The organism is Rouxiella chamberiensis, assembly GCF_026967475.1.
Taxonomy (GTDB): Bacteria; Pseudomonadota; Gammaproteobacteria; order Enterobacterales; family Enterobacteriaceae; genus Rouxiella; species Rouxiella chamberiensis.
The window spans coordinates 4,535,990-4,550,441 of the sequence record NZ_CP114058.1 but is presented as its reverse complement, the minus strand read 5'-3'; the positions used below and the strand labels follow the sequence as shown (position 1 = coordinate 4,550,441).

Below are 14,452 nucleotides of genomic sequence, written 5' to 3'. Positions count from 1 at the left end.
TCATTTATGATATAGCCTGAGCCTGCTTTGGAGCCGCCGACAATGCCCGCCATTTCGTTGCGACATATAGAAATTTTTCATGCCGTCATGACGACCGGCAACCTGACCGAGGCTGCCGCCTTGCTGCAAACTTCGCAGCCTACGGTAAGCCGCGAGCTGGCGCGCTGCGAAAAACTGTTTAATCTTCAACTGTTTGAGCGGGTGCGCGGCCGACTGCATCCGACCGCACAAGGACTGCGGCTGTTTGAAGAGGTGCAGCGTTCCTATTATGGTCTCGACAGAATTATCAACGCCGCTGCCGGTATTCGCCAGTTCGAGCAGGCACAGCTGTCGATAGTCTGCCTGCCCGTCTTCAGCCAGTCGTTGTTGCCTGCCGTATGTCAGCCTTTTTTACAGCATTATCCCGAGGCCAGTTTCAACATTGTGCCGCAGGAATCACCGCTGCTGGAGGAGTGGCTTTCGGCGCAGCGCCATGATTTGGGCATCACGGAAAACCAGCACACGCCGGCCGGAACGGACAGGGAAACCCTGCTGACGCTGAACGAAGTCTGTGTGCTGCCGGTGGCCCATCCTTTGGCAAAAAAACGGTGATCACGCCCGAAGATTTTAGCGGGCTAAACTTTATCAGCCTCTCGGCAACGGACAACTATCGGCAATTACTGGATGCCCTGTTTGTCGAACGCGGCATTCAGCGGCGCATGGTCATGGAAACACACAGCGCCGCGTCGGTATGCAGCATGGTGGCGCAGGGCATTGGCGTGTCGATTGTCAATCCGTTGACGGCGCTGGATTACGCGGCGGCTTCACAGGAAACTACGGGTCGCGTCGTGGTGCGCGCATTTAGCGAAAATATTCCGTTCACCGTCAGTCTGATTCGGCCACATCATCGCCCGGCTTCCGCGCTGGTCGATACCTTTGTGGCGCATTTTCGGGAAGAAGCCGAAAAATTTCCGGCGCGGTTGGGCAGGATCCTGAATCTATGACCTTTTTTCTCATCAATAGGCTGCAAGGTGAAGCGCGGGCCTCCAGCCTGATAAGTAAACCCTAAAGTTTGCTTACAAGTCGAGCATTGCCCTCTCGCACGCTACACCTCATTCTGAGATGATAAAGAATCACCACTTATTGATACTTGATATGGCTATTTATGACTAAAAAACCTGGGAAAACAGCCCGCTGGCGCGCTGTCTGGCAGTTGATTAAGCCTTATTGGCAGTCTGAAGAGAAGTGGAAGGCCTGGGGCATGCTGGCCGCCATTGTGATGCTGTCGTTAGGATCGGTGTATCTTAGCGTGCAGTTTAACCAATGGAACCGCGTGTTTTACGATGCCTTGCAAAACAAGAACTTCCCGGTATTTAAACAGCAGCTATTTAAATTTTCATGGCTGGCGCTGATATTTATCGTGGTGTCTATCTACAAGGTGTATCTGACGCAGGGCCTGCAAATGAACTGGCGGCGCTGGATGACCAACGAATATATGGATAAATGGCTGCATAACCACGCCTATTATTACACCGAACATCAACATCAGATTGATAACCCCGATCAGCGTATTGCCGCCGATCTCGACGCGCTGACCTCCGGAACCCTTAATCTGACACTCGGGCTGCTCTCCAGTCTGGTGACGCTATTTTCGTTCGTCACTATTCTGTGGTCAGTCAGCGGACCGTTGAGCTTTATGCTTGGCTCCCATCAAATCACCATTCCCGGCTATATGCTGTGGTTTGCCCTGCTTTATGCGCTGATTGGCTCCGTTATCATCGGCTTAATCGGTCGCCCATTGGTCAAGCTGAGCTTTAATCAGGAATGGTTTGAGGCAAACTTCCGTTTCGGGTTGATCCGAATTCGTGAAAACAGTGACGCGATTGCGCTGTATCACGGCGAAAGAAGCGAGAAAAAACAGCTGACCGATAACTTCGAGGCGATTCGTTCCAACTGGTGGTCGTTCATGCGCGTAACGCGTCGACTGAATTTTGCCAGTTCGTTCTATGGTCAGTTTGCGATTATCTTCCCGATTCTGGTGGCTTCTCCGCGTTACTTCTCGGGCGCTATCCAGATGGGTCTGCTGATGCAGATTTCGTCGGCCTTTGGTCAGGTTCAGGATTCTCTCTCCTGGTTTATCAACGCATTCAACGAGTTGGCAAGCTGGAAAGCCTGCGTTAACCGTCTGGCCGGATTCAACGCCGCCATCAATCAGGTTAACGCGCAGCCGCGCAATATTGCGCTGGGCAATGCGACCGACAGCGATTTGCAGCTCAATAATCTGACGCTGAACCTGCCCAACGGCAATCCGCTGTTCTCTTCCGTAACGGCTTCCCTTGCCACCGGCGCCCGCGTGCTGGTGGCCGGGCCTTCCGGCTGCGGTAAATCGACGCTGCTACGCGCCATTGCGGGCGTGTGGCCTTACGGCTCGGGCGAAATCAATACCGCCGCGAACAAGAAACAGTTGTTCCTGCCGCAGCGCAGTTACATACCGATTGGCTCGCTGCGCGAGGCGCTTACCTATCCGGAAGACGCGACGCTCGAGTATACCGACGAGCGTCTGTGTGAGGTGCTTGAATGGTGTAATCTGGGTTATCTGCAACCGGTGCTGGATCAGTATGCCAACTGGAGCCAGCGCCTGTCGCCGGGTGAGCAGCAGCGTTTGGCGTTTGCTCGCGCGATGCTTATCAAGCCGGAAATTCTTTATCTCGACGAGGCCACCAGCGCACTGGACGATGATACGGAGCAACGGATGTACACGCTGCTGCTGGAGAAACTGCCGCAGACCACGGTGCTCAGCGTCGCGCACCGCAACAGCGTGGCGAAATATCATCAGGAATGCTGGCGCTTCAAGCTACAGGATGACGGCCAGTCTCACATGATTGCCGCGCCCTTGCAGCAGGAAATCCTCGCGCGATAACCTCGCCCTCCCCTCGCCCTTCCTCGAATTCGGGGAAGGGCTGACGATCCGATCGGTTTTTAAACAATTTGTGAGCGTCGGCCCACAAAACTCGGTACTCTGTTTGTTCAAATTGTATAGCTCACCATACAATTACAGCAAGATTCAGGAGGGCTGATGAATATTGATAAAAACTCGCTCATACCTTTTTATTTACAAATAGAACAGCAGCTTACCGAAAAAATCAGCTCGCACGAAATCAAGCCGGGCGACCCTATTCCGACCGAAGCCGCGCTTTGTGAAATCTATGGCGTTTCAAGAATGACGGCGCGCAAGGCGGTGGATTACTTAGTCCGCCAAGGCCGCGTGGCGCGATTTCGCGGGCGCGGCACCTTTGTTATCGACACGAGTCTCGAACAAAAGACGGTATTGCCACTGGACCGGCATTTTACCGCAAGCGACATCGCACGGGAGCTTAATCAGACGCTGGAAAATCGAGTCGTCGAGTTTCGCCGCGAAAAGGCCGATGCCGAAACTGCGGCCTTGCTGAAACTGCCTGTCGGCACGCCCGTCTATTTTATGATTCGTCTGCGTCTGCTCGACAATAAACCCTTTGTGTATGAAAAAAGCTGGATGCTGAGCGAGCCTTTTCCGGATCTGACCCGTGAACATTTAAACCATTCCAAATATGCCTATCTCGAGGCGCAGGGTTATACGCCTTCGGGCAGCAGCAAACAGATTTCGGCCGAATTACCTGCCAATACGGTGCGTCAGGCGCTGGATCTCTCACGCGACGAACCTATTCTGCATGCGCGTTCGGTTGCCTACTTTACCGACGGCAGCCCTTTTGAGGTTGCCGATATCTATTACAACCAGCGCTATTACCGTTTCAGCCTGGAAGCGCGCTGCTAACCGACTGCACACGAGACATGCGGATTCACCGTGGCGGGAAAAACGACGTTGACGGTATCGGTTTGAACTCCAATAATTTTTCGCCATTTTGAGCACGTCGCAGATTAATTTTTTGCATGACATCCTGCAGCACTTCGGCCCTGTTACGGGTACGCCCCCCGCAGCAGCATGAATCAGAGTCGGTTTGCGTCTGTTTATCGGCATGGATAACGGCGCGTGCCAAGCGGGTTGCGGCTAAATGAGGTCGGATAAAACTACGCTGCACGTCGTCGATATTTTGATACAGCGCATCATAACGCTGGCGAGTATTTTGAAGCAGTGTGCCAATCGGTTTGTTAAAAGCACTCTCGACGGGAGAAAATAAAGGTGTAATAAAACCGGTTTGATTAATCGGCATGATAAGGCCTGCTGATTTAATTAATTGAAACGACCCCGAGAGGTCGTTAACTGTTTCAACGCTTTTATTCTAAATGTTTATTATTGATTACTCAGCACGGGAGCGACATTGTCTGGATTCCAGATATTGTATATGCCCTGCGGTTGCCGAAATACAAAGCTTTTTTCGAGTTCATCGGGGGTAAGTTCTTTTTTAACCCAGGTCACCTTGTCGTTTTCCAATGTCTTTTTCTCGTATTGCGCCAATATGCCGCCCGGCGAAGTTACCGGCTTGAGTGATTCGTAGAACCCGACATTGTCCTTGACGCTTTTCTGCCTGCCAATCGGCCCGCACTTCTCGAAGGCATCCCGCAGATGCTTGAAACGCTCCGTGCCGAACCGCTCTTCTGTTTTGATTTTGCCGGACTGCGTAGCATCGACACTCAACTTGGCAAGCGGCAGCGCAAAGACGATTTTCTCGTTATGTGACTTGAGAAATTTTTTAACCGACCCGCCTTCCGAACGCAGATTGGCCAGTTCTTCACGCACGTTCGAAGAGATAGCCTTACTGGAGTTTTTTAACTGGGTTATTAATCTGGCGCAGTTTTCACTCACCGTCGCCTTCTGAATAAATTCCATCCCTACGCGATGGAAACCTATATTTCTGGGGGCTATTTGCATAACGATATCCTCATGGTTTTTGGATTCGTTGAGTCTACTCTCTGGATATTATCCCCAAAAGAAATAAACCACTCACAGGGAAATAATGAGCGGTTTATATAAAAATAATTAAGAGGACGATTAAGTCGCCAGCTCGACTTTGACATCATTGGCAATTTTTTCAACCTGCGGGCCGTAAATGACGTGCACATCCGTTTCCGTCACGCGCTTGACGCCCATCGCGCCTGTCGTCATCAGCGTCTTGTCGACCACCTGATTCATGTCTTTGACTTTTACCCGCAGTCGGGTGAAGCAGCAATCGACGCTCGCGATATTCTGTTCACCGCCCAGCCCCTTGATGATGTTGGCCGTTTTATCGCTCGCGCTCGAACTGGCTGCCGCCGTTGAAGTCGATGTGCGGGCAGGGGCACTACCGCGCAGCTCTTCACTTTCCATCTCCTCTTCTCGTCCCGGCGTTTTGACCTGCATACGCAGAATGACCCAGCGGAAAGTGAAATAGTAGAGAGGCGCATAAATCACGCCCAGGATCAGCGGATACCACCAATGGGTTTTGCTGCCCCCAAGAATACCGAAGATAACCCAGTCAATTGCCCCGCCCTGCACGTTGCCTATCATGACGCCCAGCATCTGCATCAACACGAATGACAGGCCCATCAGAATGGCATGCAATATGTAAAGTACCGGAGAGACAAAGATAAAGCAGAACTCGAGCGGTTCTGTAATGCCGGTAGTAAAGGAGGCGAGCGCACCGGCCATCATCAGCGCTTTGACGCGATCCTTGTGTTCCGGCCTGGCGCAGTGGTACATCGCCAGTGCCGCTGCCGGCAGGCCAAACATCATGACCGGGATCTTGCCCTGCGCCAGAAAGCGGGTGGCCTCGCGTGTAACATCATCACTCACCGCGCCCGGATTGGTCAGTGCGGCATTGAAGATGTTCAATGCGCCGACCACGCTTTGATGGTCGACGGTGGTCACGCCGCCGAGCGGAGTAAAGCGCACGGTTTCATTGATGATATGGTGCAGACCGGTCGGGATCAGCAAACGCTCGGAGGTGGCATAGATAAAGGTGCCAATCTCGCCCGTGCGACCAATCAGTTCGCCGACCCACTGAATACCCAGCGCGATGGTAGGCCAGATCAAGGACACCAGCACCCCGACGACAGGCAGCACGACGACGGTAATAATCGGCACAAAACGGCGTCCGCCAAAAACGCGACGGCGGTCGGCAGCACGATGGTATAGAAACGATTGTGCAGCAACATGGTGATAAGCCCGACCAGAAACCCCGCCAAGCACACTCATGTTATAGGTAAAAATACCCAGCGTGCGGGTGAATTCGGAGGCAAAGATCAGGGCTTCGGTAGAGGGCATACCCTGCGCGGTAAGGTGTTCGACCGTCGTGGTCGCGGGCGTGATATTTTGCGCGAGAAGGCTGTAATTGATGCCTACATGCAGGCCGACAAAACCGATCACTGCGGAAAAGGCCGCGGTCGCCTTCTCTGCATTGGCCAGTCCCATCGCCGTCGCTACGGCAAAGAACAGCGGCAGGTTGGCAAACAGCGCACTAGACACCTGACGAATAAAACCGATAACCAGTTGCAGCGCTTTCATCTGGGTAAAGCTGTCGCCCATCACGTTGGGATTTTGCAACGCGGAGGCCAGCCCGAGAAATATCCCGGCGGCGGCAATGACGGAAATGGGTGTCATCAATGCCTTACCTAAATCGTGGATCTTGCTGCCCAGTTTAATCATGCCTTTCCCCTCGATGCCGATGCTCAAAAATCGCTCATCATGAGTTAAGTCATAGATTGTATAGCTGTATAGACAAAGGGATCAGGAGTATGAATGCGATCACAGTTTGTTAACAAATTGAAAGCAGGTTACAATGAAAATGTTAGCATCGTCTTTGATTAAAAAAACGGCAATTCCATCGTAGAGACGAAAAAAAGCCCACATCGGACAGTGGGCATGAGGGTTGCGATATACTGCTTTTTTACAAAGCCGTTGCAACAATGCAAATGTGAGAACTGCTCGCTCTCGATTGCTACCCTAACGGCAATTGGCTTATTGCGGCAGCGATTTCTGGTAAGGTCACTGTTAATAAGTATGTCTTACTTTGATCCAGATCATACTTTTATGATTCTTTGAAATTTACGGCTTGCAGAATATCCTTCCAAAAGTTGACGTTATAATAGTTAACTGTGTTACTACTACCCCGCTATTATTCAAATCGCTCCAAAAACCTTAGCTGTGCACAAAAAACCTTCAGATGTTTGATTTTTATAGTCATTACCGAGTGAAACATTTAGACATATCTCACAACCAAATACTTACAGAGTGAATTCATCGCCTCTCGTATAGTGGGGGACTTATTGAGAATGATTGTTCTCAACCCCCTCAAGAGAGTAAATTCTATGCGCCTGAAGGTTCTTTCTGTCAGTACTGTGGTACTGCTTTCCGCTTGCGATGGTTCCGCTGGAACGGCCTCGCAACCTGCTGCCCAAGCTCCAGCCGTTGAATATGTCACCTTGCAAGCCAAACCGGTAACCTTGACGACCAGCCTGCCGGGCCGTACTTCTGCCGTTAGAACCGCGGAAGTTCGTCCTCAGGTCAGTGGCGTTATCCTGAAGCGCACCTTCGTGGAAGGTAGCGAAGTCAAAGCCGGTCAACAGCTCTACCAGATAGACCCGGCGACCTATCAGGCCGCATACAACAAAGCGCTCTCTACCTATAAAAGCGCAGCAGCCACGTCAAACCGTTACAAAGGTCTGGTGTCATCGCAAGCCGTCAGCCGTCAGGTTTATGACGATGCCGTAGCGGCAACCGGCGAAGCGGCAGCCGATCTCGAAACGGCCCGCGTCAACCTGCAATATACCAAGGTTTATGCGCCAATCTCCGGCCACATTGGTCGTTCTTCCGTGACGGAAGGGGCATTGGTTACCAGCGGTCAGACCACCGATCTCGCCACTATCGACCAGCTTGACCCTATCTATGTCGATGTCAGCGAATCCTCGCTCGACCTGCTGCGTCTGCGCCGTGCGCTCGCCGAAGGCAAACTGGCTTCTGCCGGTAACAATGCCGCGCAGGTTCAGCTGACTCTGGAAGACGGTAGCAACTATAGCCTGCCGGGCAAACTGGAATTCTCCGAAGTCACCGTAAATGAAGGCACAGGCTCCGTGACACTGCGTGCATCCTTCCCTAACCCGAAAGATGAGCTGCTGCCGGGCATGTTCGTTCACGCCACGCTGAGTCAGGCGGTTGAGCAGAACGGTATTCTGGCACCGCAGGAAGCCATCATGCATGACAACAAGGGCAAACCTTATGTCTACGTGGTGAAGGCGGACAACACCGTCGAGCAGCGCGAAATCACCACCGGTCAGATGATGTCGGGCAACTGGCTGGTCACCTCCGGTCTGAACAACGGTGACCGCGTTATTACCAGCGGTCTGCAACGTGTACACCCAGGCACCAAAGTCAACGGCAGTGAACAGAAAGCCGCCGAACCCAAAGTGGACGCAAATCTGTCAATGACTGACCCATCCGCGCAATAGAGGAACACAGATGTCGACTTTCTTTATTAACCGCCCGATATTCGCCTGGGTGGTCGCAATTGTCATTATGATAGCCGGTGCGCTATCGATAATGAAATTGCCGGTAAACCAATATCCAAACATCGCCCCACCTGCGATTTCCGTGACCGTCACCTATCCGGGTGCATCGGCCGAGACTGCGCAGAACACCGTGGTTCAGGTTATCGAACAGCAGTTGAACGGTCTTGACGGCCTGCGCTACCTCGAATCGCAAAGTAACAGCGACGGCAGCGCCACCATCATCGTGACCTTCAATCAGGGCACCGATCCGGATATCGCGCAGGTTCAGGTACAGAACAAGGTTTCTCTGGCCGAATCCCAGCTGCCTACCGAGGTGGTGAATCAGGGTATCCGCGTCGCCAAATATCAGCAGAACTTCATGCTGGTAGTCGGTCTGGCGTCAACCAACGGCAAGATGAGCAACTCTGACCTGGGTAACCTGCTGGTCACCAAGCTCGAAGACCCTATCGTGCGTACCAAGGGCGTGGGTGACTTCCAGGTATTCGGTTCTGAATACGCGATGCGTATCTGGCTGGATCCGTCCAAGCTGTACAAATACTCGCTTATCCCGAGCGATGTCACGACGGCCATCGAAGCACAGAAACGTGCAGGTTTCTTCCGGTTCACTCGGCGGTCTGCCAACGGTTAAAGATTCCAAGCTCAATGCGACCATCATTGGTAAAACGCGTTTCACCAGCGTGAAACAGTTCCAGGATGTGCTGCTGAAAGTGAACAGCGACGGTTCTCAGGTTCGCCTGAAAGACGTGGCCAACATCGATCTGGGTCCGGAAAGCTACTCGATTTCGACGACCTACAACGGCAGCCCGTCCACGGGTATCGCCCTGCGTCTGGCAACCGGTGCCAACGTGCTGGATACCGCCAACGCGGTAAAAGCGACCATCGAAAAACTGAAATCTTCTCTGCCGGAAGGCGTGGAAGTAGTCTATCCATACCAGACTTCACCGGTTGTAAGCGCGTCGATTCATGAAGTGGTGAAAACCCTGATTGAAGCTATCGTGCTGGTGTTCTTCGTCATGCTGCTGTTCCTGCAAAACCTGCGCGCAACGCTTGTGACCACGCTGGTTGTGCCGGTCGTGCTGCTGGGGACCTTCGGCCTGCTGAATGCCTTTGGATTCTCGATAAACACCCTGACGATGTTCGGGATGGTGCTCGCCATCGGCCTGCTGGTGGATGACGCCATCGTGGTGGTCGAGAACGTCGAACGTGTCATGCATGAGGAAAAGCTGCCGCCGAAAGAAGCCACCATCAAGTCGATGGGACAGATTCAGGGCGCGCTGTTTGGTATCGCACTGGTGCTGTCTGCCGTCTTGATTCCAATGGCCTTCTTCGCCGGTTCAACCGGGATTATCTACCGCCAGTTCTCGATAACCATCGTTTCCGCGATGGCGCTGTCGGTGCTGATGGCGTTGATCTTCACCCCTGCCCTGTGTGCGACCATCATCAAGCACAGCGACGACGACAAGAAAACCACCGGCTTTGCGGGTTGGTTCAACCGTAACTTCGACAAGGGCGCAGCGAAATACACCTCAAGCGTGGCGGGCGTTATCAGCCGTCGCCGTCTGTTCATGGTGGTTTATCTGCTGATTGTGGTCGCCATGGGTTACATGTTTACCCGTGTTCCGACGACCTTCCTGCCTGACGAAGACCAGGGCATCCTGTTTGTGCAGGCGACATTGCCGGCCAACGCCTCGGCGGAACGTACGCAGGAAGTGCTGGATCAGGTTCGCGAATACTTCCTGAAAAACGAAAAAGCCAACGTCAATTCCGTGTTTACCGCCAACGGCTTCAGCTTTGCGGGTCGTGGTCAGAACGTCGGTATCGGCTTCGTTTCCCTGAAAGACTGGGAAGCGCGTCCGGGCGAGGATAACGGCGTACAGGCCATTGCAGGCCGTGCGATGGGTCACTTTGCGGGCATTAAAGGCGCGCAGGTGTTTGCCTTCGTTCCTCCTGCGGTTCTTGAGCTGGGTAACGCCACCGGTTTCGACTTCTATCTGCAGGATACCAACGCGCAGGGCCACGCAGCCTTGATGGCGGCACGTAACCAGTTCCTCGGCATGGCATCGCAGGACAAACGCCTGATGGCGGTACGTCCGAACGGCATGGAAGATGAACCGCAGTATCAGCTTGAAATCGATGACGAACGTGCGCAGGCCCTGGGTCTGAGCCTGAGCGACATCAACAACACGCTGTCCGCCGTCTGGGGCTCGTCGTACATCAACCAGTTCATGTACAACGACCGCGTGAAAAAAGTCTATATTCAAGGTCGTGCCGCTTCACGTGTCACGCCTGAAGATTTGGGCAAATGGTACTTCCGCAACAGCGCCGGTCAAATGGTGCCGTGGTCGGCGTTCGGTACCGGCAAATGGGTTTACGGCTCTCCTCGTTTCGAGCGCTTCAACGGCGTCTCTTCCGTGGAAGTGCTGGGTTCTCCGTCTACCGGTTACAGCTCCGGCGATGCCGTGGCGGCGGTGCAGGAAATTGCCAAGAAACTGCCACCGGGCTTCAACATTGCCTGGCACGGCCTGTCGTATGAAGAGCAGCAGTCCGGTTCGCAGACCCCTGCCCTGTATACGCTGTCTATCATCGTGGTATTCCTGTGTCTGGCAGCACTATATGAGAGTTGGTCAATTCCATTCTCTGTCATGCTGGTTGTTCCATTGGGTATAATTGGTACTATCGGTGCCGTATTGCTCCGTGGATTGTCCAACGACGTCTTCTTCCAGGTAGGCCTGTTGACGACGGTGGGGCTGGCGGCCAAAAACGCCATCCTGATTGTCGAATTTGCCAAAGAACTACACGAAAAAGAGGGAATGTCGATCACCGAAGCAGCAATCGAAGCGGCTAAACTGCGTATCAGGCCAATCATCATGACCTCGATGGCGTTTATCCTCGGTGTAATTCCGCTGACCATTTCGCATGGTGCCGGTTCCGGTAGCCAGCACTCGATTGGTACTGCGGTAGTAGGTGGGATGATTACGGCAACATTCCTGGCGATTTTCTTTGTTCCTATGTTCTACGTGGTTGTGGTTAATCTCTTCACCCGTAAGTCAAAAAAACAAGATAAGCCGCATTTAGATACTGAGGTTTCGAACCATGAATAAACCACGTTTTGCGCTGCCTCTTTTCTCGGCGCTGACACTGACTGTATTGGCTGGCTGTACCATGGAGCCCAAATACGACCGACCGGCCTTGCCGGTTGCCAGTGACTGGACCACCAGCAAAGGCGTTGATGCCGGCAAGGTACAGGATATCGGCTGGAGTCAGTTCTTTAATCAGCCTGACATGAAACAGGTGATTACCCTGGCTCTGGCAAACAACCGCGACCTTCGGGTCGCGGCATTAAATGTCGACACGGCGCGGGCCACCTTCCAGATTGACCGCGCGGCCCTGCTGCCAACGCTGAATGCGACCGGTGGCGAAACCGCAACCCACCTGCCGGGCGGACTCTACTCGACGCAAAGCACCGGTCCTGTGACCTATCAGCAGTACAGCGCGGGTGTCGGGGTCAGCGCCTATGAGCTTGATCTGTTCGGCCGTGTGCGCAGTCTGCGCGATCAGGGTCTCGAAACCTATCTCGCGACCGAAGCGACGCAGCGTGCGACCCAGATTAGCCTGGTCTCTCAGGTTGCCGAAGGTTACCTGAGTCTGGCCGCCGATAACGACCTGCTGAAACTGGCTATCGATACCGCCAACAGCCAGAACAACTCTTATGAACTGACCAAACGCAGCTACGATCAGGGCGTGAGCAATTCGCAGGATCTGGCGCAGGCCGAAACCACCGTGCGCAGCGCACAGGCCGATATCGCGCAGTACACTCGTCAGGTTCGTCAGGACGTCAATGCCCTGACCTTGCTGGTAGGCACGCAAATTCCTCAGAATCTGCTGCAGAATGCCAGCCTGAACAACAACTGGAACTTCCCGGCAACGCCGGCGGGTCTGCCATCAGACCTGTTGACGCGTCGTCCGGACATCATCGCGGCAGAACATACGCTGAAAGCGGCTAACGCCAACATCGGCGCGGCACGCGCGGCCTTCTTCCCGAGCATTACCCTTACCGGGTCTGCCGGTTCGGAAAGCGGCAGCCTGAGCCGTCTGTTTGACGGCGGCACCGGTGCGTGGTCGTTTGGTCCTTCCATCAATATTCCTATCTTTGATGGCGGCGTGAACAGTGCGAATCTGGACATTGCCAACACGCGCAAGAAGATCGAGATTGCGAACTACGAGAAGGCGATTCAGACGGCCTTTAAAGAAGTGTCCGACGGATTGGCGGGTCAGGCAACCTACGGCAACCAGTTGAAATCTGTTCAACAGGCGAATGACGCGAACCAGCGTAACTTCGACCTGTCGCAACAGCGCTTCAAGGGTGGCGTAGACAGTTACCTGAGCGTGCTGGTGGCCCAGCGTTCACTGTACTCTGCGCAGCAGACGCTCATCTCCACCAAACTGGCGCAACTGAACTCGGATATCACCCTGTTCAAAGCCCTCGGCGGCGGCTGGAAGAAGTAATCCCCCCGCTTACGTCAGCAATAAAAAACGCCAGCATCTGCTGGCGTTTTTTTTATTTCAAGGCCACAAAAGGGATTACTGCGGAGCCTGCCAGCCACCGCCGAGGGCGGCGATAAGTTTCACGCTGGTCACCATCTGCGTGCTCATCAACGACAACACGTTCTGCTGCTGGCTGAGGCTGGTGTTTTCCGTCGAGGCGACATCCAGATAATCGATCATCCCGGCTTCATACTGATTGAACGTCACTCGCGCAGACTCCTTCGCCGACGTCGCGGCATTTTGCTGCGCAACCATTTCGCTGTCGAGGGTATTGAGCTCGACCAGATAATCTTCGACTTCGCCCATTGCCGTCAGCACCGCCTGACGATAGGCGGCCACATCCGCATCGTAGGCGGCTTCGGCTTCCGCCACCTTGCCGCGCGTTGCGCCGAAGTCCAGCACCGTCTGGCTTAGCTCGGGGCCGAGAGACCAGACGCGGTTCGGCAGTGAAAACAGATTATGCAGCGCCGTGCTGGTGAACCCGCCAGAAGCGCTCAGCGTAAGATCAGGATAATAGGCGGCGGTAGCGACGCCAACGGCGGCATTGGCTGCGGCCATCGTGCGCTCTGCGGCGGCAATATCCGGACGTCGCTGCAACAGTTGCGACGGCAACCCTGCCGGAATCGACGGCACGGTAAACTTGATAGGGGCCGCCGCAAGGCTGAACTGCGCCGGTGGTTTACCGATAAGAATGGCTATCGCATGCTCAAGCTGCGCCCGTTGCCACTGCAAATCCAGTGCCGAGGCGCGGGTCGTTTCAAGCTGCGTCTGCGCCTGGGCAAGCGTTGCACGCGACGTATTTCCGCCCTGATACTGATTCTGAATGACGATCAGATAGCGCTGATAGGCGTCGATACTGCGCTGATACAGCGCGATGCGTGCATCCATGACGCGCAGCTGGAAATAATCCTGTGCCAGTTCGGACTGCGCACTTAGCGTCGCATTGGCTAAATCCGCCGCACTGGACTGCGCATTCGCACGCTGTTCTTCCGTGGTTCGACGCAGTTTGCCCCAGATATCAAGCTCCCAACTCGCGCCAAGACTGGCCGACTGGGCATTGCTGGTGCTAGTCGCCGAGCCGCTGCGCGTGCTGTCCACGGTCGCCGTGACCTGCGGAACTGCTGCGAACGCGCCTGCGTCACCAAGGCCTGCGCCTGACGATACTGCGCCGCATATTGCGCCACATTCTGGTTGGAAATCTGCACCTGACTCATCAACGCAGAAAGTTGGGGATCCTGATACACCGACCACCAGTCACCCTTGCTCTGCGCCTCTTTCGGCGCGGCCGCTGTCCAGCCTTTGGCCTCCTTGAAAGCGGTCGGCATGGTTACGGCGGGACGTTGATAGTCCGGGCCGACAGAACAACCGACCACCAGCATTACCCACGCCAACGGCGCCAGACGGAATACGCTTGAACCTGCTTTAATCATTACCGGTTTCACTTTATTGA

Annotated in this window: 7 protein-coding genes and 3 pseudogenes; 6 read left to right on the top strand and 4 right to left on the bottom strand. The window is 54.2% G+C overall.

Annotation, left to right across the window (positions count from 1 at the left end):
* Window positions 1–42: 42 nt before the first annotated feature.
* The 3 genes and pseudogenes from O1V66_RS21295 to O1V66_RS21285 all read left to right on the top strand — a co-directional run bounded on the left by O1V66_RS21295 (window position 43) and on the right by O1V66_RS21285 (window position 3,790).
* A pseudogene (locus tag O1V66_RS21295) lies at window positions 43–983 on the top strand (LysR family transcriptional regulator).
* A 161-nt stretch (window positions 984–1,144) separates the two neighbouring features.
* Window positions 1,145–2,899 (top strand): ABC transporter ATP-binding protein/permease, encoded by a 1,755-nt coding sequence (locus tag O1V66_RS21290; protein ID WP_045049504.1) that lies wholly within the window; start codon window positions 1,145–1,147, stop codon window positions 2,897–2,899.
* Between the two features lie 156 nt (window positions 2,900–3,055).
* Window positions 3,056–3,790, top strand: a complete 735-nt coding sequence (locus tag O1V66_RS21285) for a GntR family transcriptional regulator (protein ID WP_045049505.1) — start codon at window positions 3,056–3,058, stop codon at window positions 3,788–3,790.
* 25 nt (window positions 3,791–3,815) lie between these two features.
* Here the strand turns inward: O1V66_RS21285 and O1V66_RS21280 are convergent, their stop codons facing one another.
* The 3 genes from O1V66_RS21280 to O1V66_RS21270 form a co-directional block, all read right to left on the bottom strand.
* Entirely contained in the window at window positions 3,816–4,187 is a 372-nt protein-coding gene (locus O1V66_RS21280; RefSeq protein ID WP_045049506.1) for a hypothetical protein, read from the bottom strand.
* Between the two features lie 80 nt (window positions 4,188–4,267).
* A complete protein-coding gene (locus O1V66_RS21275) occupies window positions 4,268–4,846 on the bottom strand; it encodes a hypothetical protein (protein WP_269128005.1) in 579 nt (192 codons plus the stop codon).
* Between the two features lie 120 nt (window positions 4,847–4,966).
* Window positions 4,967–6,598: a PTS transporter subunit EIIC gene (locus O1V66_RS21270; protein WP_269128003.1), complete on the bottom strand. Its 1,632-nt coding sequence runs from the start codon at window positions 6,596–6,598 to the stop codon at window positions 4,967–4,969.
* Between the two features lie 662 nt (window positions 6,599–7,260).
* On the opposite strand from O1V66_RS21270, the gene O1V66_RS21265 reads away from it, so the two are divergent.
* From O1V66_RS21265 to O1V66_RS21255, 3 genes and pseudogenes are all read left to right on the top strand, one after another.
* Window positions 7,261–8,397 (top strand): efflux RND transporter periplasmic adaptor subunit, encoded by a 1,137-nt coding sequence (locus O1V66_RS21265; protein WP_045049508.1) that lies wholly within the window; start codon window positions 7,261–7,263, stop codon window positions 8,395–8,397.
* Between the two features lie 10 nt (window positions 8,398–8,407).
* A pseudogene (locus O1V66_RS21260) lies at window positions 8,408–11,558 on the top strand (efflux RND transporter permease subunit).
* Window positions 11,551–12,963, top strand: a complete 1,413-nt coding sequence (locus O1V66_RS21255) for an efflux transporter outer membrane subunit (protein ID WP_045049510.1) — start codon at window positions 11,551–11,553, stop codon at window positions 12,961–12,963. Before O1V66_RS21260 ends, O1V66_RS21255 begins: the two are co-directional and overlap by 8 nt.
* Window positions 12,964–13,038: 75 nt before the next feature.
* On the opposite strand, the pseudogene O1V66_RS21250 reads toward O1V66_RS21255, so the two are convergent.
* Window positions 13,039–14,432 (bottom strand): annotated as a pseudogene (locus tag O1V66_RS21250) (efflux transporter outer membrane subunit).
* Window positions 14,433–14,452 lie beyond the last annotated feature (20 nt).

Bases quoted from the DNA above. Each gene is read 5' to 3' on its own strand.
- O1V66_RS21290 (WP_045049504.1), top strand. From the start codon at position 1,145: ATGACTAAAAAACCTGGGAAAACAGCCCGCTGGCGCGCTGTCTGGCAG.
- O1V66_RS21285 (WP_045049505.1), top strand. From the start codon at position 3,056: ATGAATATTGATAAAAACTCGCTCATACCTTTTTATTTACAAATAGAA.
- O1V66_RS21280 (WP_045049506.1), bottom strand. From the start codon at position 4,187: ATGCCGATTAATCAAACCGGTTTTATTACACCTTTATTTTCTCCCGTC.
- O1V66_RS21275 (WP_269128005.1), bottom strand. From the start codon at position 4,846: ATGCAAATAGCCCCCAGAAATATAGGTTTCCATCGCGTAGGGATGGAA.
- O1V66_RS21270 (WP_269128003.1), bottom strand. From the start codon at position 6,598: ATGATTAAACTGGGCAGCAAGATCCACGATTTAGGTAAGGCATTGATG.
- O1V66_RS21265 (WP_045049508.1), top strand. From the start codon at position 7,261: ATGCGCCTGAAGGTTCTTTCTGTCAGTACTGTGGTACTGCTTTCCGCT.
- O1V66_RS21255 (WP_045049510.1), top strand. From the start codon at position 11,551: ATGAATAAACCACGTTTTGCGCTGCCTCTTTTCTCGGCGCTGACACTG.